We start from the raw sequence: 25,512 nt of genomic DNA, 5'->3' as shown, positions 1-25,512 counted from the left end.
CATTCTGTTCATCCTCCTGCCTGACTTTTTGTTGGCGTAGTCAGGGGGAGGAGAGGGGCGTAGAGGGGGGAGATACCTCTTATGCACTGCGGTGGTGCCCTGTTTGGTCGGCGATTACCCAGTCTGGCTCGATGTGGTGCGCTGCCGTCGTTCCGATGCTGCCTGCTCGCCTCAGGAATCCACACTGCGGCCAGGGTTCAGCGGGATTCCCCCGTCACTGGCCGATGCGGCCTGAACCTTGCAAAACGTTCCCTGATTCCGGTTTGACTGCACCGGCCTGGTGCCTTGCAGTCCTGGCGTACGGATTGGAGGACGCGTGAATGACCCTGAAAAGTGACACCATGAAACTCACCGGCGAGGAGCGGAGCTGGCTCCCGGCCTGGGGCTCGACGGGCAAGCTCGCCATGGGCTGGTCCTGTTTCCTGAACAGGAAAATGTACGACACCAATGAGCAGATTTTCGAAAGCATTGCCCGAACGCGGCGTGATGCCTTGATGGCATGGGCCGACCACAAGTGGGCCTTCCTGGAGTCCCTGGCGGCCCGACTGGAAGGCCAGGACGAGGCGGCCGTCACGGAGTTGATGCACGCCTCCTCAGGCAGGCTCCGGGAGATTTCTGAACTGTTTGTTGTGGATGAAGACGGCGTCATCCTCGAATCATCCGCCGCCGGTCGCCGGGGTAAACGGGACCTGCCGCGAAAGGCGGTCGAGACCGGTGTGCGTTCACGCCTCCTGCATGGCCCCTATCGAGACCCCGTTACCCTGGAACTGGGGCCAACGACCTCCCGCTTCCACGACGCCGTCACCCTGATGTTCTACCAGCCCGTAATGCTGGACAGCGGGCGGCCCGCAGCGGTTTGCGCCCGAATCCCCAACGACGTGATGAGCGACCTGATTCAACGGGAAGCCGGCCACGTGTTCGAGGAATCCGGTGACAATTATCTGTTCATGATCGACAGCCGATTCGACAACACGATTCTGGCCGGCACGGCGTTGTCCCGGTCTCGGTTCGAGGACGCCACGTTCAGCCATGGTGACAACCTCAAGGAGGGCATTCGCACCGGTTTCGGGACCGTTGGTGTCCGCGAGCACACCGAATTCGAGATTCGCTTCACCGATCCGGCCACGGGGCAACTGCATCCGGGCGTTCGGGAAACCATTGCCCGGGGCGAGAACCTGTACGTGAAGTATCCGGGTTATTCCGATTACCGCCATATTCCCGTCATCGGCAAAGGCGTCACGTTCCAGATGCCGGGCTCACCGGACCGCTGGGGCATGATGTGCGAGGGTGATCTCGAAGAGGTGTACCGGCGGCGCTCGATCTCCTGGCGCCTGTCCGCCCGGTTGGCCGTGCTTATGGGGCTGTTGTGGGCCATCAACTTCGCCCTCGCATGGAGCGGTGTGCCGCTCTGGTTGGAAGGCGCGGTAAACGCCCTTGCAGCCTTGGCCATGGTGTTGCTGTTCAGGGTGTCGTCGGCCAAACCCCTGTCGGAAAAGCTGGGCGCGATGGCGGACGTGATTCGGAACATCGCAGAGGGCGGGGGTAACCTGCGCCAACGCATGGATCTGTCCAATATGCGACGGGACGAAACCGGCGATCTCGCGCGTTGGATCAACAGCTTTATCGACAGTCTGGACGGTATGGTGGGTCAGGTGATCTCTCTCGCGACGGATTCGCGCCAGGCCAGCGACCAGTTGATGACCCAGAACCGACTCGCGGACGAACGAATCCGCGAGGTCCTCACGCACATCGACGATATGGTGCGGGGTGCAACGGAGCAGGAGAATGAAATCCGTAATGCGTCCACCACCGCGCAGGAAATGCGTTCCGGCATGGAAGATGTGGTGGAGCGGGCCCGGGCCCAGTTCGCCCGGGTCAGCCAGGAAACTCAGAGCATTCGCGACGTGATCAACCGGTCGGCGGAAGGTATCCGGGCGGCGAATGATCGTACCGAGGAAATCAGCAAGACCGCGCTGGTGATCAACGATATTGCGGCCCAGACCAATCTCCTGGCCCTGAATGCGGCCATCGAGGCGGCGAGGGCGGGGGAATCGGGCCGAGGCTTTGCGGTGGTTGCCGATGAGGTACGGCAGTTGGCCAGCCGCACTGCCCAGGCCACGAAGGATATCGGTGAACGGCTTGCGGGCGTCCAGGAGGAAACCCGCAGGGCCGTGGTAACCATGGAGGAGGGCATGTCCGAAATGGAGGAGCGGTTGCGTAAGGCGGAAGCTGCGGCGGACGACAATTCTGCCCTCCATCATATGGTGGAGAAACTGTTTCGCGCTATTTCCGGTATTGAGGACACCAACCGTCAGCAGAGCAGCCAGACGTCGGGCGTGGCCGAGAGCGCATCGGTCATGAACGGAGTCATTGAGCAGTTGACGCTCAGCTCGGAGCGTACTCAGGCGTCCGCCAACAAGTTGCAGCGGCTGACCGGCCAGTTCCAGGTGTCAGCGGAAGTGGCCTGAACCACGTCTCTGTGGTGGCCGCCTCAGGCCCGGCCGGAAGCCGGGCGGGCCAGGGTGACAGCGAGGCAGACGAGGCCTGAACCCGCGAGCGCACCGACAAACGGCATGAGCGTGGGAATACTGCCCGGGAAGCTGGCGGCCTCCAGGCCTGCCATTATCGATCCTCCGCTAATCCAGCCCGGCAGCACTGCACCCAGAAGACCCGCCAGGCCGCCGAATATGGCGGCTGTCGTGGTCATCCGGGACCAAAGCCCCATAAGCACCGGCAGCACTGCGGTGGCACACAGCAGATCGGCAATCAGGAACAGTCTGAGCACCGAAATGCCCTGCAGCGCTACCAGCACCACGGGGACCATCAATACCACCGTAACCCAGCGCGCGGACGTGATGGACAGCCCGCGCTTTTCTGTCACCGCCAGCGAAGCCAGCGCGTTCTGGAGTGTGTCCACCGAAGACGCCACCAGGGTTATGGCGAGAATCAGGGCCGGGAGGGTCAACCAGGCTGGGGCCTCGCTCAGCAGTGCAAAGAATGGGATCGGCGGGCTGCCGAGATCAGCACCGCTGAGAGAGGCAAGGATGCCCAGACCACCGACGACCGCAACAACGATGACCGTGATCAGTCCACCCAGAGCCGCTCCCCGACTCAGGCTGCCGGTATCCCGCGCCGACCAGAGCCGTTGCCAGTAGCCCTGGTGGAACAGGTTGGCAGCGGTCACCGCAATGATGAGGGTGAGCGCGACGCTGAGTGCACTGGTTGCAGGAACCTCAGGCAATCTGGCTGTTGAAAGCTCCGGGAGCTGGCCGAGCCCGACGAAGCCGACGATCGCCAGCAGCCCAATCAGCAGGAAGGCCTGCCACTGGTCGGTCACGATGCTGGCGCGCAGGCCGCCCCAGGCGGTGTAGATCAGGGTGGCGAGCGCGACACCGAGCACCACAAGGTTACCGTTGATGCCGGAAAGCAGGGAAGTGATCGCCCCGATCGCGGTCAATTCCGCGGTCAGGAAACACAGCATGTACAACACGGAGATCAAAGACACATAGTGGCGCACGCCGCGGCCGTAGCAAGCCTGGGCAAATTCCCCGATGCTGCGGCCTTCAGGCAGTCGCCGCCGGATTGCGGGCCCGCAATAGGCGAACACGATGAAGGGCAGGGCCGCACCGATGGCGTAGCCTGCGAGCGCCAGGGGACCGACCAGGGCACCGACTTCGGGCGGCGCAAACAGAATCCAGCCACCCATGCCGGACGCCAGGAAAGACAGGCCCAGGGCCCTTGCACCCTGGGTATTGCGTGCGGTGACGTAGTCGTCCAGGCCGCCATCGGCGAGCCGGGCTCTCAGGCCCAGCCAGGTAAAAACGAGCAGCGCAGCGGTCAGCGCTGCCACGGTGGTATAGAGCATCCCAAATCTCCGCCGGTCACAGGGCAGGCAATAGTGCCATATCCCGCTGTCAGCGGCGAGCCTGGGGTGCTCTGAGTGATGCCACCTGTCAGGTTTTGGCGGCTTCCGCGGCCTTTATCCGAACGTAACTGCCGGGCGCCTCCTCAAGAACCTCCAGATTTCCATCCCCCGGAACCCGAGCGGGGACCGTCTCCCCGGCATGCTGACCGAGCCACTCGAACCAGTGCGGCCACCAGGAACCAGGGTGGTGGTCTGCCCCGGCAAACCAGGTGTCGGCATCGGCCGGCAGGGAGTCGTTGGTCCAGTAACCGTATTTCTCGCGGTATGGCGGGTTCACGACCCCGGCGATATGCCCGGAGCCGGAGAGTACGAAGCGAACCTGTCCGCCATGCACCAGGGCGCCCCGGTAGGTGGCCTTCCATTTGGCGATATGATCCTGTCGGGCGGAAAGGAAGAAGGAAGGGACGTCAATCTCCCGCAGGTTGATCGATTCGCCATTCAGGGTCAGGGAGTCCGGCTCGATCAGGCGATTGTTCAGGTACATCTCCCGCAGGTAGAAGCTGTGCATTCGGGCCGGAAGGTTGGTGCCGTCGGTGTTCCAGTACAGGATGTCGAACGCCGCCGGCTTTTCACCTTTCAGGTAATGGTTGGTCCAGAATGACCAGAACAACTCGTTTTCCCGCAATAGATTGAAGGTGAAGGCCATGGCCCGGCCATCCAGGTAGCCTTTGCGCTCCAGCATCCGCTCGATTCCACGGATCGAATGGTCGTTAATAAAAACGCCGATCCCGCCCGGATCCGAGAAATCCAGAAGTGTGGTGAAGTAGGTGGCGCTGATGATGGGGTTCCGACGCTTCTTTTTCAGCCAGGCCAGTGTCGAGCCGAGCAGGGTTCCGCCGACGCAGTAACCAATGGCATTCATACGGTCCTCGCCCGTGGCCTCGGTTACCGCAGCCATGGCCTCCAGTGGGCCCTGTCGCATGTAGTCGTCCCAGCCCTTGTCCCGAAGTGACGGGCCGGGGTTGCGCCATGAAATCACAAACACCGTCTGGCCCTGGTTGACCAGCCACTGAATGAACGAGTTCCGGGCGGTCAGGTCGAGGATGTAATACTTGTTGATCCATGGGGGCACGATCAGCAGAGGCTGTTTGCTCACCGTCTCTGTTGCGGGCGTGTACTGGATCAGCTGCATCAGCTCATTCTGGTAGACAACCTTGCCCGGTGTCGTTGCCAGATTCCGACCCACCTCAAAGGCCGAGCGGTCGGTCATCCCGACATTGAACAGTGACGGATTCTGGCGCAGGTCCTCGAACAGCTGGCGCCCACCATCAACGAGGTTCAGGCCCTTGCGCTCCCACGTGATTTTGAGCACTTCGGGATTGGTGACGGGGTAGTTCGAAGGGGACAGCGCGCTGGTGAGCTGGCGGGCGTAGAAGAGCATCTGGTCCCGTCCACTGGGGGGGAGTCCTTCCATCTGTTCTACCCACTTGAGAAAGGCGCGGCTATTGATCAGGTAGGCCTGATGCAGGACATCAAAGGGCAAATGCCTGTGCCAGTCGTCGGCCTGGAACCGGCGGTCGTCCTTCTCCGCCTCTATCACCGGCTGCTTTTCCCTGCCGGCCAGGCGGGCCAGAGTGTAGTAGCCCAAAGCGAGATGCTTGCGGCCAAGGTCGAGCTCAGCACTGGCGAACCGCAGCGGATGCAGCAGGAGGTCTTCGGCCATGGTGCGGTAGGCGTCCGACATTTCCGTCAGTGTGGAAAGTGAGGCGTCGTCCATCACGCCGCTGTCGCCGAGCCATTTCTCCAGCTGTTGCTGGCCTTGTCGAAAATTGGTTTCAAAGCCGTTGATCAGGTGGCTGGTGGTTTTGCTGAGCAGATCCAGACCGAACATAGCAGTCCTCTCATTACCAAAGGCAGAACAGCCGGAGCGGGCAAACCCCGGACCGGCTGCGTTTTCAACACTGGGTCAGGCCGCGGTCTTGCCGCTGGAACCGGACTTGGAGGCCGCCGGTTTGGCTTTGGCCGTTTCGGCCTTTGGCGTGTCGAAGGCTTGCTGGATCTGTTCCCGGGCCTCGGTGAAATAGTCCTGCCATGCTTTCCAGTCGGCCGTGAACTGCTCGCTCAGGGATTTCAGGGTCTCCGCCTGATCTCCGGTCAGGGTTTTCAGTCCCTCGAGATCACGTACTTCCGAGACTTTCTTCGCCTGTTCCGTGGCGACATCCGCGTAGCGTCGGAATGCATCCATCTGCATTTCCGCGGCTTTGCTGAACTGCTCGATCAGGGTTTCGTTGAAGCGGCTGGCTTTTTCAAACATCTCATTATTCATGCTGACAACTCCTTTGTTGGCATAACGGTTGAGTGGCTATTCTGCCCGAGCTCGCCGCGAACAAATTTGACAGGCGTCAAGCCCGTGTTCGGCTTATGCTTTAGGGTGTGGCATTAACGGTTGAATGCCCGATTTCCCCGTTGGCAGGAGGCGCCTGATGACTAATCGGAAAGCAGAACTTGAAACCCTGCGGGCAGACCTGAAGGTCCGCTTGTCCCGTTTTGAAGCTCACCAGCACCGGGAAGGCGGAGCCCTGGACAAGGATTTTGAGGAGCAGGCAAGTCAGACCCAGAATGATGAGGTCGTTGATTCGCTTGAGGTCGAGACCCGCGAGGAACTGGCCCAGATCGAACGGGCGCTGGAGCGCATCGAGAATGGGCTGGGAGATGAGTGCGAATCCTGTGGGGAGCCAATCGATCCCCGCCGTTTACAGGTCCTGCCCTATACCACCCTGTGTGTTGACTGCGCCGGTGAGTGACATCGGACACCGGGAAGGCGCTGATGGACCCAAAACCTGTTTTCCATACCCGCGGACTGACCAAATCCTATGATCAAGGGGAAGTTCAGGTCCGCGCCTTGAGAGGCGTTGACCTGGACCTTTACGCCGGGGAACTGGTGGTCATGCTGGGGGCGTCGGGATCCGGTAAATCCACGCTGCTCAACATCCTCGGTGGCCTGGATGTGCCAACGTCCGGCGAAGTCCGCTACCGGGATGCGGAGCTGAGCAACGCGGGTGATCGGGAGCTGACCCACTATCGGCGCGACCACGTGGGTTTCGTTTTTCAGTTCTACAACCTGATTCCCAGTCTTACCGCTCTGGAGAACGTTGCCGTCGTCACTGAAATCGCGACACGGCCGATGGCACCCGAGGATGCCCTGGATCTGGTTGGCCTGCGGAATCGAATGCACCACTTTCCCGCCCAGTTGTCTGGCGGCGAGCAGCAACGGGTAGCCATCGCCCGCGCCGTCGCCAAGCGCCCCGACGTACTGCTGTGTGATGAGCCAACCGGCGCACTGGATTCCCAGACGGGCATCCTGGTCCTCGAGGCCCTGGAAAGCGCTAACCGGGAAACCGGAACCACCACCGTTATCATCACCCACAACGCGTCAATTGCCGGCATGGCGGATCGGGTGATCACCCTGTCCGATGGCAACATCAGTGGCGAACGGCGTAACAGTGAGCGTCAGTCACCCCACACCCTGAGCTGGTAGGGCGATGGCTTCCGCACTGACAACCAAGGTACGGCGAGAGCTTTGGCAAATGAAGGGGCAGGTCTTGGCCATCGCCCTGGTCATTGCGGGCGGGGTTGCCGTGTGCGTGATGTCGCTGGTGGCCTATTCCTCGCTCTCCGCCACCCGCGGCCAGTACTACGAGCAGTACCAGTTTGCCGAGGTGTTTGCGACGGTAAAGCGGGCGCCAAAGCATGTGCTGCAACAGGCGGCTGAGATCCCCGGTGTCAGCCGGCTGACCGGTCGGGTGGAGGGCGCAGCGAAACTTGAAATTCCTGGATTCACCGACCCGGTTTCGGCACGGGTGTTGTCTCTGCCCGATCAGGGCCAGCCCGAGGTCAATCGGCTGTTCCTGCGCGAGGGCCGGTTGCCGGCCTCCGGCAGGCCCGACGAGGTCGCTGCTGTCGGTTCATTTGCCGACGCTCATGCGCTTCAGCCCGGTGACCGGTTCTCAGCCATTATCAACGGGCGCCAGCAGACGCTGACGCTGACCGGCATCGTTGAATCGCCTGAATTCATCTACGTCATTCCACCGGGTGGCATGCTCCCGGACTTTGAACGCTATGGCGTGCTCTGGTTGAGCTCGGACTCACTGGCTGCGGCCATGGACATGCGGGGGGCGTTCAATAGCGTGGTGGTTCGGACCGAGCCCGGTTATCCCGTTGCCTCGGTGATTGACGGCCTTGACCGGTTGCTGGACCGGTACGGAGCCACCGGCGCCTTCGCCCGGGAAGACCAGTTCTCACACCGCTTTCTCAGTGATGAACTGGACCAGCTCAAGATCATGGCGACGGTCTTCCCCCTGATCTTCATGAGCGTTGCCATGTTTCTTCTCAACGTCGTCATAAGTCGACTGGTGAGCACCCAGAGAGACATCATTGCGGTGCTGAAAGCCTTCGGTTACGACAACCGCCAGATAGCCTGGCATTACAGTCAGCTCGTGTTGACCATAGCCGCCATGGGCCTTGTCCTCGGTATTGGCTTTGGGGTCTGGCTGGGGCGGGGCCTGGGCGAGCTGTACATGGATTATTACCGGTTTCCGGGGCTATTGTTCCGGCTCGATCCGGGCTGGCTTGTGTTGCTGACCATGATCACCGTTGCGGTCGCCTGGCTGGGTGGCTGGCGTGCCATCCGTTCGGCGGCCTCGATGGCGCCAGCGGAAGCCATGCGACCGGAAGGGCCGGCGAAATTCCGGATCACTCGGGCCGAAAAGTGGCTGTCCGGAATCCATTTTTCCCAACCTTCCCGAATGATTGTGCGCCAGACGACCCGTCGGCCGTTGCGGTCGTTTCTGTCAATGATCGGCGTTGCCATGTCTACCGCAATCATCATGGTGGGCAATTTCCAGTTCGACGCGGTGTCGCTCATGGTGCAAACCGAGTTTGCCCGGGTGCAGCAGCAGGACCTGACGGCCACCCTGATCGACCCTGCCAATGCCGCGGTGCTTTTCGGACTGCAGCGCCAGCCAGGGGTCCGTTTTGTCGAAGGGCGTCGCTCGGTCGCCGCAAGGTTGGTCAACGGGCACCGGGAGTGGCGCAGTGCCTTGACCGGCATCCCCGGGGACGCCGCGCTTCAGTTTGTCGTGGACAAGGATCTGGAAACGGTGAGCCTGCCCGCCGACGGCCTTCTTCTGACCGACTTTCTTGCCAGCGAGCTCGGAGTGTCGGCAGGCGAGAACCTCACGGTTGAGATTCTCGAAGGCGACCGCCGAACCCTGTCCGTGCCGGTGGCCGGAACCACCAGCGAGTTCCTCGGGGTGGGCGCTTACATGAGGCTGGATGCCCTGAATCGGGTATTGGGGGAGGGGCCACTGATCAACCAGGCCCTGTTGAATGTGGATCCTGCTCTTGAAGATACCGTGTATCGGCAACTCCGGGAAACGCCCGGCGTGCTCGGTATAAGCATCCGGCAGGCCATGCTCGACAGTTTTTACGAGACAATGGCGCAAACCTTTCTCACCTTTACGTTTTTCAACAGCCTGCTGGGCGCAATCATTGCGTTCGGCGTGATCTACAACACGATTCGCATATCGCTGGCGGAAAAAGGTCGGGAATTGGCTAGTCTTCGGGTATTGGGGTACACCCATAACGAGATTGCCCACATTCTGTTTGGTGAAATGGCCCTGCTTCTGGTCTCGGGCATTGTCGTTGGCTGGCTGATTGGGCAAGGGCTGGCCTTTCTGCTGATTACCGCTTTGCAGACCGAACTCTACAGGGTGCCGTTGACGATCACGTCCCAGACCCTGGCGCTGTCAGCGACGGTGGTGTTGGGGTCGGCGCTGGTATCGGGCGCGGTGGCCTGGTGGCGGCTCAAGAATCTGGATCTGGTGGCTGTGCTGAAAACGAGGGAGTGATGACAGACAAGCGTTCTGCCGGCAAGTGGCTGTTCTGGGTGCTGTTCGCCCTCCTGGTTTTGGCGGCCCTGTACTTTACCCTGCGCCCGGATCCGGTCTGGGTTGATCTGGTGCCAGCGGCACGGGGGGCAATGGAAGTGTCGATCACCGAGGAGGGCAAAACCCGGGTGAAGGACCGCTACCTGGTTTCGTCTCCTGTGGCTGGCTACCTGCACCGGGTATCGCTGGAGGTGGGGGATACGGTAGCGCCGGGCCAACTGCTGACCGAGGTGGATCCGATGCCGGCCAGTGTGCTCGATGCCCGCAGCAGGGCAGAGGCCGAGGCCCGGGTCGGGGCGGCTCGGTCTGCGCTCAATTCCGCCCGACAGAAAGTGGCGGCGGCCGAGGCCGAAGCAATCTTTGCTGCGAGCGAACTGACGAGGCTCCAGGCCCTGAGCGGCAAGCATTTTGTCTCTGAGGATCGGCTGGAGCAGGCCGAAGCGGCAGACGAGCGTGCCCAGGCAATTCTTCGGTCCGCCCGGTTTGATGAAGAGGTGATGGCCCACGAACTGAGCGCGGCCCGGACACGGCTGGAGGTGTCCGCGGCCCGGACGAGCGGCAACGGGGCTGTTGAGCGGGTTGAGGTCCGATCGCCGGTAAACGGCGCCATTCTGGGGATCGTCAGGAAAAGTGAAGGCGTGATACAGGCAGGCGAGCCAATCCTGGAAGTTGGAGATCCAGGGGCACTGGAAGTGGTGGTGGAGGTTTTGAGTTTCGACGCGGTCAAACTGACTCCCGGGGTCAGGGCCCGATTGACCGGCTGGGGCGGCCAGATGCTCGAGGCTTCGGTGAGACGGGTTGAGCCGGTTGGATTTGAGGACATTTCCGCCCTCGGCGTTGACGAGCAGAGGGTGCAGGTGGTGGCGGACATTGTGAGTCCGGTGGATGAGTGGAAAATGCTGGGTGACGGGTATCGGGTGGACGCTACCTTTGTGCTGTGGGAGGCCGATGACGTCCTGCGCATTCCCGCATCAGCCATTTTCGAGCACGAGGGAACCCATCACGTATTTCGGGCCGTGGAGGACAGGGCCAGACTGACCCCGGTTGTCACCGGCCGCAGCAACGGTCTCTACACTGTCGTTCGGAGTGGTTTGAGCGAGGGAGATGGAGTCGTTCGCCACCCGGACCGGCAACTGGAAGATGGGGGGCGAATCCGGGGCCGGTAGTGGTTCCCGGCGGTAAAACAGGGAAATGTCGGCCCGGTCTGGCTAGACTGTTTCCGAACAAGAAAAACCTGACAGGAGTGAGCCTGCATGAACCGGTATGACACGCTTATCATCGGGGGCCGTTATTTTGACGGCACCGGTGGTCCATCCCGCATTGCACATGTGGCCATTCGCGATGGACGTATCGAGCGGGTGTTCAATTCCGAACCGGACACCAGTCTCTCGGACCGCGTGATCAATGCCGAGGGATGCTGGGTCACGCCCGGATTCCTGGATACTCACACCCACTACGATGCGGAGCTGATTGTTGCCCCCTCGTTGTCCGAATCCGTGCGTCATGGGGTCACCACGGTATTGATCGGTAGCTGTTCCCTGAGCATGGTCTGTTCGGAGGCCGAGGATGCCTCGGATATTTTTACCCGCGTGGAGACGGTGCCGAGGGAGAAGGTACTGCCCATTCTGCAACAGCACAAAAGCTGGCGGACGCCTTCCGGTTGGCTGAGTTTTCTTCGCGACCACCCGCTGGGACCCAACGTGATCAGCTTTCTGGGGCACAGCGATCTGCGTGTTGGTGTGATGGGGCTTCATCGCGCGACCGATCGGCGCGTCAAGCCGACACCGGAGGAGCTGGGGCGCATGGAACAGTTGCTGGAAGAGGCCTTGCAGGTGGGCTTCCTGGGGTTGTCGACCATGTGCCTGAAATGGGACAAGGTCGACGGTGACCGGGAGTGGTCCAAGAGTCTGCCAAGCACCTATGCGCGCTGGCGGGAGGTCAGTCGCCTGAACCGGCTTCTGCGGCGCTACGGGCGGGTGCACCAGGGGGCTCCCAATGCCGCCAATCCGCTCCAGGTCACCCAATACCTTCGGGAAACCCTAGGCTGGTTCCGGAAGCCACTGAAAACCACCTTGATCGCCATGATCGATCTGAAGGGTAACCCCACGGTCCGGCCCATGGCCAATGTCGTGGGCTGGCTTGCCAACGCCTTCCGGGGTAATTTCCGCTGGCAGCTTCTGCCAACGCCCTTTGCCATTTATGCCGACGGCATGGACATCGTCCTGTTTGAAGAATTCGGGGCCGGAGAAATGGCACTGGATGTTCGCGACCAGCTCGAACGCAATGAACTGCTGAAAGACGAAGAGTACCGGCGAACCTTTCGCAAGTTCTACAAGGAGAAGCTGTCGCCGCGGGTCTGGCAGAGAGACTTTGGCGATGCCATTGTGTTGGGCTGCCCGGACGCCTCATTGGTCGGGCGGAACTTCGCCGAACTGGCCGATGAACGTGGCATCCACGTGGTCGATTTCTTTCTGGATATGGTTGTGGCTCACGGTCGGGCGCTGCGGTGGTTTACAGTGGTCGGCAATCACCGCGAGGACCGGCTTCAGCAGATGGTGAAGAATCCCAACGCCCTGATTACGTTCTCCGACGCTGGCGCACACATTCGCAACATGGCGTTCTACAACCTGCCTCTTCGTTTCCTGAAGCTGATTCAGGACAGCCATAGCCGGGGTCAGCCGGTGATGTCCCTTGAGCGCGCCGTCCACCGATTGACCGGGGAACAGGCCGACTGGCTGGGCATTGACGCCGGCCACATCCGGGAGGGTGACCGGGCCGATGTCACTATCCTGGATCCCGAGGGATTGAACCAGGATCTGGAGCAGGTCACTTGGGCCGATATGGAAAGCTTTGGCCTCGAACGGATGGTTAACCGGGTTCCGGGATGCGTGAAACATGTCCTGATCAACGGTCGCCCCGCGGTTACGGATGAAGTCATCGAACCGGCTCTCGGCAAGGAATTGGGCTTCGGTCGGTTTCTGCCCGCTACCACGAGCTGATGACGGCAAAGATGGCTCTACTCTGTACCACCACACCAATCGATAGAGCAGCAGGATGACTGTGATGGCGCGATTTCCGCTACCCGCCTTGGTCTGGACAATGGTTTTTCTGGCAGTGCTGATCTGGTCCGGGATCGGTCCCAAGGATCGGGCCACCTGGGTCCTGGAGGTGTTGCCTGCGGTGATCGGTCTGGTCCTGGTGGCATGGTGTGTGGTTCGTTTTCCGCTCACGCCCATGCTCTACTGGTTGATCCTTATCCACGCGGTCATCCTCATGGTGGGCGGGCATTACACCTACGCCGAGGTGCCCCTGTTTGATTGGTTGGGTGACTGGTTTGGGTGGGAACGAAACAACTACGACAAGCTGGGGCATTTCGCCCAGGGCTTCGTTCCGGCCCTGATCGCCCGGGAAGTGGTTATCCGGCTGGGGGTGTTCGCCAGGCCAGGCTGGCGCTCGTTTTTTATCGTCAGCTTTTGCCTGGCGTTCAGCGCATTCTATGAACTGATCGAGTGGTGGGTCGCCTTGGCGAGCGAAGAGGCGGCGGAATCCTTCCTGGGTACTCAGGGCTACGTTTGGGACACCCAGTCGGATATGGCCTGGGCGTTGTCCGGCGCCATCCTCGCGCTGATCCTGCTTGGCCGCCTGCAGGACCGGCAGATCCGGTCGCTCGACCGGTCCGCAGGTTATTCGCCCTGAATCTTGCTCAACAGATCCTTGGCCAGTTCAATGGCCTCGGAACGGTGGCTGATGTTCTGTTTCTGGTAAAGGCTTCGAATGTGGGTCTTGACGGTAGTCGAGGCTACTTTCAGGTGTTCGGCAATCTGGTCGTTGGAGAGCCCCGCATGAATCAGGCTCAGGATCTGCCACTCGCGGCGTGTGAGCGGTGAGGTCCGGATCAGTTCGGGAACGTCCGGGCGGTCTATGATGTCCTGGATGATGGCCTCGTCCAGTGAGATCCGGATGGCCCGGCTGAAATCCCGCTGCTGCTGAGCCAGCTGTATGAGCCGCTCCGCCCGCTGCAGTTCCATGCCGTCGACCGCCCCTTCGCTGATCAGAGCCTTGAGGATGACGATCAGCACCTTACCCAGGCGCAGAAAGCTTCCCACCGCGCCGGTGGTGCTGGCCAATTGCAGGGCCGCCCTCATCTGCCGAAGGGCATCGTCCCGCCGCTCCTGGTGCCAGTACAGGTTGGCGAGGGCAATGTAATTCCGGTTCAGGTCGGTTTTCAGTCCAAGTCGTTCGGCCACCTGCGTCAGTGATTCGAGCAAAGGTTCGGCTTCCTGCAGGCGTCCCAGGCTGACCAGGGCTCGGGCCTGATTACGGCCGTTGCACTGATAAAAATGGTTGGTGGCGTTGAACGGATCGCATGGTGGGGCGATGGTGAGCCAGCGCTGGATGGAATCGTGGTCCCGCACCGCATCCCAGTAGGACAGCATGGTGGCGTGGGCATTGGCGACCCAGTCCAGATGGTAATCGCCGGACGCCAGCATTTTCTGGATCTTGCCGATGTAGTCGGCGCACAGGGTCTGCCGGCCTCTGGCCTGGGCCACCTTGGCAAGGGAGGTGTAGCTCTGAACGTACCAGCGCTCGCCCTGGGCCTCGAGAATCTCAATGCCCTGCAAGGCACAGCGCTCGGCACTTTCCAGGTGGTGCCATTCCCACATCACCTGGCTGCGTATTCGGAACAGGAATTCCAGTATGGGAAGATGGTTGAGTTGATTGTCCTCCGCGTACTGGAAGGCCCGCTCCTGAATGTTATACGCCTTTTGTAACAGGCCCATGGCAACGCTGATTTCACTTTGCTGGCACAGTGCCCACAGGACATTCTGGTGGGCCTGATGAGCCCGCGCGAGGTGTTCCGTGTCTTGCATCCGGGCGAGAGCTTCGTCCAGCTCACCCCTCACGAACAGCGCCTCGCCAATCACTGATGCGGCGGCTACCCGGGACGTCGGCAGGTAACGGGCCTCTTGCTCAATGGCTTCGCGGGCCAGCGATAGCGCGCGGTCGCCATCGCCGTAATTCATGGCAACCTGAGCCCGGATCGCACTGAATTCACCATGAACCGCCTTTTGGGTGTCCTCACTCATGGATGTCTGCAGCCGGGATTCCGCCGCCGACAGCCAGTTCTCCACCTCGTCGAACTTGTACTGGCCCTGGGCGACCCAGGCGCGCAGCAGTGTCAGGGTCGGATCCTGGGCAATCTGGTCCTGGGGCAGGGTGTCGAGGCAACGCTGCAGCAGGGTGAACTGGCCTTCGGTGAAGAACTTGCGACCGTGCAGCCCCAGCACTCTATTGATGCGATCCGGATCTTCCGCCGCGATGGCATGTTTGGCAGCCTCTTCCGCATGATCAAGCTGCAGCCAGGCGTCCGACGCCCGTTGGTGCAGCTCGCGCTGATTTTCCCGGGTGGTGCAGGTCAGTAAGTGCCGCAGGTAAACCGAGAACAGCGGGTGGTATCGGAACCACAGGGCGGAGTTGTCAACCGGGGTGATGAACAGGCCCATGGACAGCAGGCTGCTGAGTAATGACTGGCCGTCTGTGTCGTCCATGACCCGCATTACCATGCCGGCATTGAAACGATCCAGAATGCTGGTTCGCAACAGGAAGGTGCGTTGCTGTTCGGTGAGGCTGTGCCCCAGGAGTTCGTCAAAATAGTCGAACACATGCTGGTTGCCATGTTCGAGCTGATCGACAAAGTCGCTGAATTCCAGGCTGGTGGCGGCTGAGGCGGCCAGCAGTTGAAGAGCCGAAATCCAGCCCTCGACCCGGCGCACGGCCCGCTCGATATTTTCCCGGGAAACCTCGAAGGGTAACCGGCTCTCCAGGTAGCTCTGGGCTTCATCCGCGCCAAAGGCCAGATCCCGGCTAGTGATTTCGACCATCCGACCCTGCATCCGCAGCTGCGCCACACCGACCGGAGGCAGGGTGCGTGAAATAAGGATCAGCGTCAGGCTCCCGGGCAGGTGCCTTAGCAAAAAGCGCAGGCCGTCATGGATTTCTGAGTTGTTGATCAGGTGGTAGTCGTCCAGGACCAGAAACAGGGGCGTTTCCGTCTGGGTTAGTTCGGCCAGGAGCGCCGTCAGCAACGCCTCGAGAGTCGGGTAGCCAGAGCGCTGCAGAGTTTCAAGTGTCTCGGTACAGCCACCGTCCGTTGCCCGGTCAAGGGCGTTGGCCAGATAGCCGCCAAATCGGGCCACATCGTTGTCGCTGGTTTCCAGCCGGTACCAGGCGGCCTTTGCCTCCAGCGCATCCAGGCGGTCAGCAATGGTTGTCGTCTTGCCATAGCCGGCCGGTGCGTGCACCAGCAGTAGGCTGACCGCCTCGAGTCCCTGCAGGACATCGTTGAACTTCTCCCGCGCCAATAAGGCAGGCGGGGCGAGCGGGCGCTCGTTCTTGGCGGCAATAAAGGTGATCGGTCCCGGGTTAAGTGTTGTTGTCATCAGGATCTACATCTGGAAGTGGCGGTCTTATCAGCCGTTGATACCGGCTTTACCCGTTGGCGTCAACTTCCAACGCTGTCGCACCAAGCCTTGAACTGGTTCTCACATCCATTTCCGAAGGCCTCTTCTGCAGCGGCAGATTTGAGGCACAGTTATCTTTAAGGGATCAGGCTTTTCGGTATCTTACCGTAACAACATGTAACCCGATAAATGTCATGGCCAATAAAAACAGGGACCCCCTTTGACATGCTGCTGGTGCTCGCCGGATCCATTCTCACATTCACCATGGTGCAGGAAGCAACTGTGGTCGAGCCTTTCGAAAAAGGCACCGTTGTCATCGAGCAGGATGTTGATTCCGGGCCTGTGAAACTGCGCTCCGATGTCCGTGTGGAACCGCTGGTTGAACAGAAGTACCGGAACATTGTGCGCCAGGCCTATGACTACAGTTGCGGGAGTGCGGCGCTGACCACGGTGCTGAATTTCTACCTGGGTCGAACGCTGTCGGAGCGGCAGGTGATGGAAGGCCTGCTCCATTACGGTGAGAGTGAGCGGATTGTCGAGCGCCGGGCCTTTTCCATGCTCGACATGAAACGCCTGGTGACCGCGCTCGGATACCCGTCCGGCGGCTTTCGGGCCACCATTGACGATCTCAAGGATCTTGATCACCCCGCTATTGTTCCCATCCACCACGCAGGCTTCAAACACTTCGTTGTGCTTCGGACCATTCGAGATGGGCGGGTGTACCTGGCGGATCCGTCGGTCGGCAATATCTCGTTTCCACTGGCGGAGTTTGAAGAGAAATGGGACGACAACGTTCTGTTTATCGTGTTTCCCGGCAGTGATAAGCCGCTGGACAACCTGGAATTGAAAGAGGAAGACCTGCGTTTTGTAGACGACCAGACCATGACCTTGCTGGCACTGGAACGGATTCCGGAATTCCACGAGGCCACCGAACGGCGAATCCAGAATCTCCTGGAACGCCAGAAGAACAATCCCGACGGCAGTGTAGAAAACACCAGAAAACAACTGCACTACCGTCGCAACTAATTCTCCGGATTGTTATCCGGATCAGGACATTACAAATAAAATAAGGGAGTCAGGATGAATCGTTGGTTTGTGCGAGGCTTTATCCTTGTTTCCACGGCAGGACTGCTTCCGGGCATGGCCCTGGCGCAGGAAGGCAATGTCGACCAGGCGCGGGAAGCCCTGGCCAAGCAGGAGGGAGACGAGGATTCTTCACGTCAGCTGGAAGAAGTGTTCCAGGCTGCGGAGAAGAATTACTCGCTGCAGAAAAAAGGCACTCACGCCCTAAATTACTCGTTTGACTATTCCTACACGGCGGACCAGCGCCTGGATCTGGCCATCACCGATGGCTCGGTCCGGAACCTCGACGTGGTTCCCTCCGCCACCCATAACTTCACCAACGCGTTCTCCTACGATTATGGCCTGTTGGACAACCTGACCGTTGGCACACGGATTCCGTTGGTGGTGAAGTACGATTCGCAGGACGAGCTTACCGTCTACGATTTCGGCGACATCTCCTTTACCGGACGCTGGCAGCCGTTTGCCTACGTGCCTGGCAAAATGTCGACCACGCTGTTTGGAACCTTCACCACGAAAACCGGGGTGAGTCCCTACGAGATCGACATCAATGAACAGCTCTCGACCGGAAGTGGTTATTACTCTCTGGCCGGTGGCGCCAGTCTGTCCAAGGTTCTTGATCCGGTGGTTGTCTTCGGGTCGGTAAGTCTGACCTACAACCTGCCGGCCGAGGACCTGAACCAGGTCCGGGGCGCCCGGCTGTTGACCGAGGTGGATCCCGGGTTCGGGCTGTCGGGCTCTGCAGGTTTTGCCTACTCCCTGTCCTACGACATCTCACTGAGTATTTCCGCACAGCTCAGTTACAGCGACGAAACGGTTCTCACCTTCAGCAATGGTGATCAGGCGGTTGCCCAGGACCAGATGACAGGCTTTCTGAGTATGTCTCTGGGCACCCGGGTCAGCGACACCACCATCGTGAATACCAGTCTTGGTATTGGTCTGACCGAGGATGCCCCGGACTTCTCCCTGGGTGTATCCCTCCCCATTAATTTCTCCGGCCTCAAAGAGTGATTGGTGCCGTCGACGTTTTACGGGAAGGGAAGGAATTCATGGGACACTACAGCCACAAGCGGCAGATTCTCGCGGCTCTGATCGCCACGACCATCTCGTGTGGTGCCGAGGCCCAGCTCGCGCAGAACCTCACCATCCACCCGAAGGCGCTCGCCCTGGGTAACGCGGTGACGGCAGATCCCCCGGGAATCATGGCAATCCATTACAACCCGGCCGGCCTGACCAAGTTGGATGATCGCCAGCTTGAAGTCACTTTGATGAGTGTTTATCTCGACATCGATGCCGATTTCACGGCGCCCGAGGGCTATGAAATCTTCGGGATCGACGGTCTGGAAACGGACCCGCTCACGGGCAAACAGAAAGACCCGGTGGCCAACAGCCACAGCCACACCAACAACGTGGCGTTGTATGTGCCCGGGTATGGCATCCTGAGGGCGCCCCCCGGACCGGCGGTGGCACCGTCGGCCGGTATCAGCATCAACCCTCCCGGGTCGAAGCTGACATTCGCCAATGCCTTTTATCTGCCGTTGGCAGCTGGATTCTATCGTGACAAGGACGATCCCGGCCGTTATCAACCCCAGGCAACGGCGCTGCAGCGCACAACCTACCTGTCGCCCACCGTTGGGTACGAAATCAACGACGAGTGGTCGGTGGGGGCGGGTATCCACCTTTCCCACATGGGGATTGCCGCTGATCAGTATATGAGGGCGCCCAACCTGTTATTGGGGGTCGCGGAGATCCTGCAGGATGCCTTCAACTGTGAAAGCGGTGACGAACCGCTCCAGCCCTGGCTGGCGCTGTGTGGTGGTAACGTCGGTCCATGGGATGACATCGGGGCCCTGAGCATCAATGTTCAGGAGACCTTATCGCCGACCTATTCGTTCGGCGTCATGTGGGAGCCGACCGAGTGGTTCACCTGGGGCGCAAGCTACACTTCCGAAGCCGACATGAACCTGAAGGGCACGTATGAGATTCAGTACACGGATGACTGGTCCGGGTTCTGGCAGAGCGTGAACAGCTCGGTGCTCGGTGCCATTACCTCGGCCATCCTCAGCCTGCCATCCGGCGCGCCCCGCGAAGCCGGTAATGTCAGCATGGATCTGGTGTATCCACAGCACTTCCAGACCGGGATCAGTGTTGACGTGCACCCGAAACTCACGCTGAACGCCGATATCGGCTGGACCGATTACGCTCAATGGGATGCCTTTGAATTCCGTTTCGACCGCAACCTGGAGTTCCTGAACGCAGCGAAGATCCTCTCGCCGGATAACGCCACGTCGGATACCCTGCGCCTGCCCCTTGGTTTCAAGAGTCAGTGGAACTGGGCGTTTGGCGCCGAATTCCATGCCTCGTCGCGCCTGGATTTGCGGGCGGGCGTTGAAATCCGGGACTCGGTCATACCGGACGATCAACGCTCCATCATGGCTCCGTTTGGTGGCGCCAATCTCTACAGTGTCGGTATGGGGTATAAGTGGGACAAGGACACTCAGATCGACATGAACCTCAGTTACCTGCAGTCGATCGAAACCATTCCGGCGGACACCAGTTGTAACGTAAACTGCGACAATATCACCAACATCATCTACAACCCCTATGCGGGGCTGGATATCAAAACCTCGCTCCGGGTGGTCATGGCCGGCCTCAGTTTCCGAACCAAATTCTGAGCGGGCAGCACCCAGTGACGGGGTGGACTCATGGCATGACGATACGCGTTCTGGTGAAGTTAGCAGTTATTTCAGTGGTGGCCGGTCTGGCGACCGGGTGCCAGGTTGGTGGCGCACCGGTATCCGAGCGGGATGGCTATTTTACGTGGGTGGACGAGCAGGGCAGGGTCCGCTACTCACCCATTGTAAAGCCCCCTGTTAAAGAGTCGGACTCTGAGACAGAGCTGGCAACCACGTCTGCAGGTGGCGACCCCGGCGTCAAGACCAGGGCCGAGGCAAGTGAAATGTCCAAGGCATTGGCAGAGGAAACCGAGTACACCCTGGAGAACTACCCGGACGCATCCGAACTTGCCAAGGATGGGTATGTCCGCCCAGGCGAGCGTCAGCCCTATTTCACCTGGCGCGATGCGGAAGGCAATCTGAGAGTCAGTTACTTTCAGCCCGATACCCGCAGCGACGAAGAGAAAGGGCGGGTTCCGCCTCCGATCGAATTGACGCCTGCCAGTATTTACCATGCAGGGCCGGACCTTGAGCCACGGGAGCCTGTTGCGGGCAGTGATCCCGACGCCTTTGCGGTTCTGGGCATTGAATCCGGCAACGAGGATTACTTCGCTCGTTTCAGTGAGTCATGCTGCCGGGGCCTGGACACGAGTAACCATGAAGAGTGGCAGAAAGGCCGTGAGTTTGGTGTCGATCTGGATCCTCAATCTCCGGTTCACGGCTTTCTCACCGGGACCAGCCCATTCCAGTTGATTGACCTTGCCAGCGTTGCCGACCGGACCGATTTTATCGCGCGTATCCGGTCCTATGACCATGATGGCATAGTCGTACCATCCCTGGTGTTCCTGGATAGCGAGTTCCAGCCGGTGCGTCTGGTGACTGACCTTGTCAGTCCCTACGAACCGGAAACCTGGAGTCGCCGCGGGTTCCTCGAAGCCTGGGTGCCGGTCTTCCCGGCCGAAGGCGAGCGCTGGATGGTCATCTTTACCCGCACTGAGGATCTGGATCGGCAGACTGTCATTGAAACCGACCGCGGGCCAAAGGCCATTCCCCATGTTGACCATGGGGAAATCGGCTTGATGATGGCAGAGCCGGACTGAGTCCGCTGGTTCAGTCTTCCGGCTGGGTCAGGTCCAGCCATTGCTTTGACAGCCAATAAAAGCTGCCATCTCCGACCGGATGGGTGCAGTTATAACGGAAACGCCGGCTATCGAAAGCCTTCGGCGCCCGAATCACCACCTCGCCGTCATCCACTTCAAAGTCAATGCGCCCCATACCCGAAGCAAAGCATGTCAGGGCTGTTGGGTTTATTGATGACGGCAGGCTGAAGGTCAGCGTCGGCGGGTTGGTGGAGATCACCCCGTCGGGCAAGTTGGCAGTGTCCACTGGAAATGCTTTGCTCCGCAGTTTATTTTCGAGGCCGTTGAGCTGACCGTAGGTGTTCGCCATGGGAAATCGGGGCAAACGGGTGCTACCGGAGGTTTGGGCAATGGCGCCGGAATGTTGGCCATAGCCGTACCATCCCCGTTCCGCTATTTTTGCCTCCAGCGCGGCGTCGAACTCGCCGTAAGGATAGGCAAACATGGGCGTCGCGCTTCCGAGCTTGTCCTCGAGCGTTGCTTGCGCCGAGTCCAGGCTGGACTCAACGCGCTGTGCCCATTGGCTCTCGCTCTCGCCCGGTTTGCGGGCCAGGTGACCATGGTCGGCGCTGTGGTTGGCAATGGTGACACCTTCCCTTTGCTCGAGTTCCCTCAATTGAGCCCACGTCATGTAGCCCTGTCGCCCCACGGCTTCCGTGTTTACGAAGATGGTGTAGGGGAATGCCTTGTCAGAGAGTATTGGCGCGGCGGTGGTGTAAACCGAGTCGTAGGCATCGTCAAAGGTTATCGCCAGCCGGCTTTCCGTCCCGGGTTCGCTGGCCAAGGCCTCGTCGGTCCCCTTTTTCAGGGGTACGACCGCCAGTTCAAGGTCTGAAATCATGTCCATTTGAGCCTCGAACAACGATACCGAGGTGCTGGTGGACGCGGGCGTGGAATCACTGACATGGTGGTATTGCAACACGACAAGGTCGGCCCGGGTCTGCTGGGCCAGGGTGAACAGAGCCAGAAACAGTAGCGGCTTCACGAATGTTCGTTGTGACATGAAAGATCCTTTCAAACGGTCGTAGATAGTGGGTGCGCTCAACGTCATTTGGCGAATTGAAAGTGGGTTTTGAGTGTGGCAAAGGCAAGATTGAGTGCCTGAATACTCTTGGTATCGCCGCCCCGGTCGGGATGGGCCTGCATGACCGCCCGCCGGAATCGCTGCTTCACTTCCGGAAAACTGTCGGGAACCCTGTCGAACCCCAGTTTTTCCGCAGCCGCGAGGGTGTCGGAGGCGTCTGGTCGGCTGCCCGGTCTCCCGGCCCAGAAGTCGTCCATCATCTGATGAATGACCCCTTCGGGAAGGTGGTATTGGGACAGATCCAGATAGAATGCCCGGAGCATGTCGAGCTCGTCCGGCAAGCCCTTGCCAGCAATGACGTCCTGGGGTGAGAGTTGGATGCGGAGGGGCGAGATGTGCAGCGTTTCACCGATCTCTGAGAGCTGGTCCCTCAGCCGGTAAAGTGCATGGAACAGCAGGAAGTGCACCGGGTATAGCTTCTCCGGATCGCTGAAGCACACGTCTCCGATCAACTCCCACGGCGGGCGTTGCAGCGCTTTGATCAGGAACAGTTCGCTGACACCTTCGGGCGTTCGGCGCAGTTCGTGTTCCAGCGCCACCAGCAGGTGTTGAATCTGCTGTTCCAGAATGCCGTCATTCTCGACAGCGAAAGCCGCAGATCGGCGTATTGAATTGGAGTCGGTCATGGGCCAATGGTAGGGCAGTCGGCTGCGTCAGGAAAGGCCGGACAGTTCGGGGATGCCGCCCAGAAACAGTGCGGTGGAAAACCGCGTTGCCCGAAGCGCCTCCTCGTCTGCGGTGTCGGGTGCACGATGGGCGCGTTGGGCAACCCTCAAGCTCATCTCGTAGGCCACTCCGAAAAAGGCTGCGCAGAGGTAGTCGTAATCCAGTTCTGGCAGCAGGCCCCGGGCCATCGCCTCGCGAACGTCCTCCTCCAGTGACAGCATCGTCAGCCCAAGAATGTCCGAGCCGAACAGCTTTCGCAGGGCACGGTCGTTGCGGTGAGCCAGTTCATAGACCAGCGGGTCCCGGGCGGTTGCGGTATAGAGGGCAAGATAAGCGGAGTGAATAAAATCCTGCGTCGTGTCCGCGGAACGGCGATTACGGGTAAGGCTGTGGTTCAGCCGGGTCAGGAAATCGCTCAGGAGTGCGGCAAAGATGTCCTGTTTGCTTGAGAAGTAATTGTAGAAGGTGCCGGAGGCCAGCTCGGTGCGCCTTATGATGTCGCGGATGGTCGAATTGTCGTAGCCATGTTCGCGAAAGCATTCCCTGGCAGCATCGAGGATGGCCCCTCGATTGCGGATCCGGTTCAGCTCTCGTTTTCCGGTAATCTGACGGTGCGGTTGCAACATATCCATGTCGGTATCCTGTCCCTGAATCCCTGTGACGCGTATAATCCGACGCTCATTAACCTTATGAACGTAGTTGGTATGTCCGAAGCAATGATCGCCAGTCCCGAATCGTCCCAGAGCGCCGAGTTTGAGCGCCGCCAGAAACTGGAGCTGAACAAACTGCAGAAGCGTCTGCGCCGCGAAGTCGGGCAGGCGATTGCCGATTTTTCGATGATTGAAGCCGGCGACAAGGTCATGTGCTGCCTGTCTGGCGGCAAGGACTCCTACGCCATGCTCGATATTCTGCTCAACCTGCAGAAGAGTGCGCCGGTTTCCTTTGAGCTGATTGCGGTCAACCTTGACCAGAAACAGCCCGGATTTCCGGAGGAGGTACTCCCGGAATACCTGAAAACCATGGGTATCGAGTACCACATCATCGAAAAGGACACCTACAGTATTGTTAAGGAAAAAGTACCGGAAGGGAAGACCACGTGTGGTCTGTGTTCCCGGTTACGGCGTGGCATTCTCTACAACTTTGCAGAAGAACACGGGGTGACCAAGATCGCGCTCGGTCACCACCGCGACGACCTCCTGGAAACCCTGTTCCTGAACATGTTCTACGGTGGCAAACTCAAATCCATGCCCCCAGTGTTGCACAGTGACGACGGCCGCAACACGGTGATTCGTCCACTGGCCTATGCGCGTGAGAAGGACATTGCCCGCTACGCCGCGCTTCGGGAATTTCCAATCATTCCCTGCAACCTGTGTGGTTCCCAGGAAAACCTGCAACGGCAGGTCATCAAGGACATGTTCCAATCCTGGGACAAGCAGCACCCGGGCCGGCTGGAAACCATGTTTCGTGCCATGTGCAACGTTGAGCCGTCTCACCTTGCGGACACCAACCTGTACAATTTCCGGGATGGAGAGCGTCTGGGCGGGAAACGTCAGGCCGTGAATACGGCTGAGCCCGAGGATGCCGGCCACTTTGGGCGCCTGGATGTCCTGAACATCTAGCGCTGATCGCCCGGCCATGGCCCGACGATCCCGTTAATGGGCCAGGCCGCCGGTCAGTGGCAGTGTCCAGACGCCGAACACGATCAGCAGCACGCCGGTCACTTTCCGAAACAGCTGTTGACCCTGCAGCTTTCGAATCCAGCCCGCCGCGTAACCCGTTGCCAGCATGGAGGGAAGGGTGCCAAGGCCAAAGAACAGCATGGTCAGGGCTGCCGAGCCCACGGTGGGCTGAAGTGCGGCCCAGCCGAGCGTGGTGTAGATAAGGCCGCAGGGCAACCATCCCCAGAGTGCGCCCAGGGCCAGGGCCTGGCCCACATGATTGACCGGTAACAAGCGCCGTGTCAGCGGAGACAGGCGCTGCCAGACAGGCGTCCCCACCTTCTCAATGTAGCGGATCCCTTGCCACCATTGCCCCATCGACAGCCCCATGGCAATCAGCAGCAGACCCGCAACGGTTCGGAGCACCCAGCCGAGTTCCGACCACTGGTGTGCAGCGGAAGTGCTCAGGACAGCCACCAAGGCCGCAATCATCGCGTAGCTGGCAATTCTGCCCGCGTTGAAAGCCAGTAACATCAGGGTCTGGCGCAGCCTGAACCCTTTGCCCACGGGCAGGGCCATGGATAACGAGGCGCTGATTCCACCGCACATGCCGAGGCAGTGAGAACTGCCCAGTAGTCCGATCAGAAAGGCGCTGGGGTAACTGAGGTAGAGTTCCGGGGCCATCAGGGTTTCGGGTCGTCCTCGTTCGAATCGGCCCCGTTGCGTTCCCCGGACTCTTCCGCGGCCGGGGCATTCGACTTGTCCGTTCGGGCATCGTCCGGAATCATATCCTTGTCATCGTCATAGAGAATCCGGTGCGCCGGCCCCTCCAGATCATCGTACTGGCCACTTTTGACCGCCCACGAGAACAGGAAAATACCCAGGGCCACCACAATCAGCACCAGCGGGACCAGGATCATTACGATTTGCACGGCA

At 60.0% G+C, this 25,512-nt stretch carries 21 protein-coding genes; 12 read left to right on the top strand and 9 right to left on the bottom strand.

All coding sequences use genetic code 11. From position 1 onward, the window contains the following. Window positions 1-320 precede the first annotated feature (320 nt). Entirely contained in the window at window positions 321-2,468 is a 2,148-nt protein-coding gene (locus KXD86_RS03710) for a methyl-accepting chemotaxis protein (protein WP_218634733.1), read from the top strand. A 23-nt stretch (window positions 2,469-2,491) separates the two neighbouring features. Here KXD86_RS03710 and KXD86_RS03705 read toward each other — a convergent pair whose 3' ends face one another. The 3 genes from KXD86_RS03705 to KXD86_RS03695 all read right to left on the bottom strand — a co-directional run bounded on the left by KXD86_RS03705 (window position 2,492) and on the right by KXD86_RS03695 (window position 6,191). After that, complete coding sequence (locus KXD86_RS03705) at window positions 2,492-3,865, bottom strand: sodium:solute symporter family transporter (RefSeq protein WP_218634732.1); 1,374 nt, start codon at window positions 3,863-3,865, stop codon at window positions 2,492-2,494. An 88-nt stretch (window positions 3,866-3,953) separates the two neighbouring features. Beyond that, a complete protein-coding gene (locus KXD86_RS03700; protein WP_218634731.1) occupies window positions 3,954-5,756 on the bottom strand; it encodes a PHA/PHB synthase family protein in 1,803 nt (600 codons plus the stop codon). Window positions 5,757-5,831: 75 nt separating this feature from the next. Then, window positions 5,832-6,191, bottom strand: a complete 360-nt coding sequence (locus tag KXD86_RS03695) for a phasin family protein (RefSeq protein WP_218634730.1) — start codon at window positions 6,189-6,191, stop codon at window positions 5,832-5,834. Between the two features lie 157 nt (window positions 6,192-6,348). Between KXD86_RS03695 and KXD86_RS03690 the strand changes: the two genes are divergently transcribed. From KXD86_RS03690 to KXD86_RS03665, 6 genes are all read left to right on the top strand, one after another. Then, window positions 6,349-6,669, top strand: a complete 321-nt coding sequence (locus KXD86_RS03690) for a TraR/DksA family transcriptional regulator (RefSeq protein WP_218634729.1) — start codon at window positions 6,349-6,351, stop codon at window positions 6,667-6,669. Between the two features lie 23 nt (window positions 6,670-6,692). Then, window positions 6,693-7,403, top strand: a complete 711-nt coding sequence (locus KXD86_RS03685; RefSeq protein WP_218634728.1) for an ABC transporter ATP-binding protein — start codon at window positions 6,693-6,695, stop codon at window positions 7,401-7,403. A 49-nt stretch (window positions 7,404-7,452) separates the two neighbouring features. Beyond that, on the top strand, window positions 7,453-9,774 hold the full coding sequence (locus tag KXD86_RS03680) for an ABC transporter permease (protein WP_228739313.1): 2,322 nt from the start codon (window positions 7,453-7,455) through the stop codon (window positions 9,772-9,774). Beyond that, complete coding sequence (locus tag KXD86_RS03675) at window positions 9,774-10,979, top strand: efflux RND transporter periplasmic adaptor subunit (protein WP_218634726.1); 1,206 nt, start codon at window positions 9,774-9,776, stop codon at window positions 10,977-10,979. Before KXD86_RS03680 ends, KXD86_RS03675 begins: the two co-directional genes overlap by 1 nt. An 87-nt stretch (window positions 10,980-11,066) precedes the next feature. Continuing rightward, the gene (locus KXD86_RS03670) at window positions 11,067-12,812 is read left to right on the top strand and encodes an N-acyl-D-amino-acid deacylase family protein (RefSeq protein WP_218634725.1); all 1,746 of its coding nucleotides are present in this window, start codon (window positions 11,067-11,069) and stop codon (window positions 12,810-12,812) included. A 64-nt stretch (window positions 12,813-12,876) separates the two neighbouring features. Then, entirely contained in the window at window positions 12,877-13,509 is a 633-nt protein-coding gene (locus KXD86_RS03665; protein ID WP_218634724.1) for a DUF2238 domain-containing protein, read from the top strand. On the opposite strand, the gene malT is transcribed toward KXD86_RS03665, so the two are convergent. Further along, window positions 13,497-16,253 (bottom strand): HTH-type transcriptional regulator MalT, encoded by a 2,757-nt coding sequence (gene malT / locus KXD86_RS03660; protein ID WP_218634723.1) that lies wholly within the window; start codon window positions 16,251-16,253, stop codon window positions 13,497-13,499. The two genes, KXD86_RS03665 and malT, sit on opposite strands and share 13 nt — an antisense overlap. Before the next feature lie 246 nt (window positions 16,254-16,499). Between malT and KXD86_RS03655 the strand changes: the two genes are divergently transcribed. From KXD86_RS03655 to KXD86_RS03640, 4 genes are read left to right on the top strand one after another with little or no spacing between them, the layout of a single operon-like run. Then, window positions 16,500-17,300: a C39 family peptidase gene (locus KXD86_RS03655; protein ID WP_218634722.1), complete on the top strand. Its 801-nt coding sequence runs from the start codon at window positions 16,500-16,502 to the stop codon at window positions 17,298-17,300. 54 nt (window positions 17,301-17,354) lie between these two features. Then, window positions 17,355-18,365 carry a transporter gene (locus KXD86_RS03650; protein ID WP_218634721.1) on the top strand — a complete coding sequence of 337 codons (1,011 nt, stop codon included), beginning with the start codon at window positions 17,355-17,357 and terminating at the stop codon, window positions 18,363-18,365. 38 nt (window positions 18,366-18,403) lie between these two features. Then, a complete protein-coding gene (locus tag KXD86_RS03645) occupies window positions 18,404-20,029 on the top strand; it encodes an OmpP1/FadL family transporter (RefSeq protein WP_218634720.1) in 1,626 nt (541 codons plus the stop codon). A 35-nt stretch (window positions 20,030-20,064) separates the two neighbouring features. Next, window positions 20,065-21,129 carry a MalM family protein gene (locus KXD86_RS03640; protein WP_218634719.1) on the top strand — a complete coding sequence of 355 codons (1,065 nt, stop codon included), beginning with the start codon at window positions 20,065-20,067 and terminating at the stop codon, window positions 21,127-21,129. Between the two features lie 10 nt (window positions 21,130-21,139). On the opposite strand, the gene KXD86_RS03635 is transcribed toward KXD86_RS03640, so the two are convergent. Genes KXD86_RS03635 through KXD86_RS03625 form a run of 3 tightly spaced genes read right to left on the bottom strand, consistent with a single transcriptional unit; the run spans window position 21,140 to window position 23,550 of the window. Further along, window positions 21,140-22,171: a polysaccharide deacetylase family protein gene (locus KXD86_RS03635; protein ID WP_218634718.1), complete on the bottom strand. Its 1,032-nt coding sequence runs from the start codon at window positions 22,169-22,171 to the stop codon at window positions 21,140-21,142. A 44-nt stretch (window positions 22,172-22,215) separates the two neighbouring features. After that, on the bottom strand, window positions 22,216-22,878 hold the full coding sequence (locus tag KXD86_RS03630) for a DNA-J related domain-containing protein (protein ID WP_218634717.1): 663 nt from the start codon (window positions 22,876-22,878) through the stop codon (window positions 22,216-22,218). A 27-nt stretch (window positions 22,879-22,905) separates the two neighbouring features. Further along, window positions 22,906-23,550, bottom strand: a complete 645-nt coding sequence (locus tag KXD86_RS03625; RefSeq protein WP_218634716.1) for a TetR/AcrR family transcriptional regulator — start codon at window positions 23,548-23,550, stop codon at window positions 22,906-22,908. A 72-nt stretch (window positions 23,551-23,622) separates the two neighbouring features. Between KXD86_RS03625 and ttcA the strand changes: the two genes are divergently transcribed. Continuing rightward, a complete protein-coding gene (gene ttcA / locus KXD86_RS03620) occupies window positions 23,623-24,537 on the top strand; it encodes a tRNA 2-thiocytidine(32) synthetase TtcA (RefSeq protein ID WP_218634715.1) in 915 nt (304 codons plus the stop codon). 33 nt (window positions 24,538-24,570) lie between these two features. Here ttcA and KXD86_RS03615 read toward each other — a convergent pair whose 3' ends face one another. Continuing rightward, a complete protein-coding gene (locus KXD86_RS03615; RefSeq protein ID WP_218634714.1) occupies window positions 24,571-25,260 on the bottom strand; it encodes a sulfite exporter TauE/SafE family protein in 690 nt (229 codons plus the stop codon). Further along, window positions 25,260-25,508: a cbb3-type cytochrome oxidase assembly protein CcoS gene (gene ccoS, locus KXD86_RS03610; protein ID WP_218634713.1), complete on the bottom strand. Its 249-nt coding sequence runs from the start codon at window positions 25,506-25,508 to the stop codon at window positions 25,260-25,262. The genes KXD86_RS03615 and ccoS overlap by 1 nt, the downstream gene beginning before the upstream one ends. Window positions 25,509-25,512 lie beyond the last annotated feature (4 nt).

The organism is Marinobacter arenosus (genome assembly GCF_019264345.1).
Lineage (GTDB): Bacteria > Pseudomonadota > Gammaproteobacteria > Pseudomonadales > Oleiphilaceae > Marinobacter > Marinobacter arenosus.
Note: the sequence above shows the minus strand (reverse complement) of the source record. Positions and strands in the feature narration are given on the sequence as shown.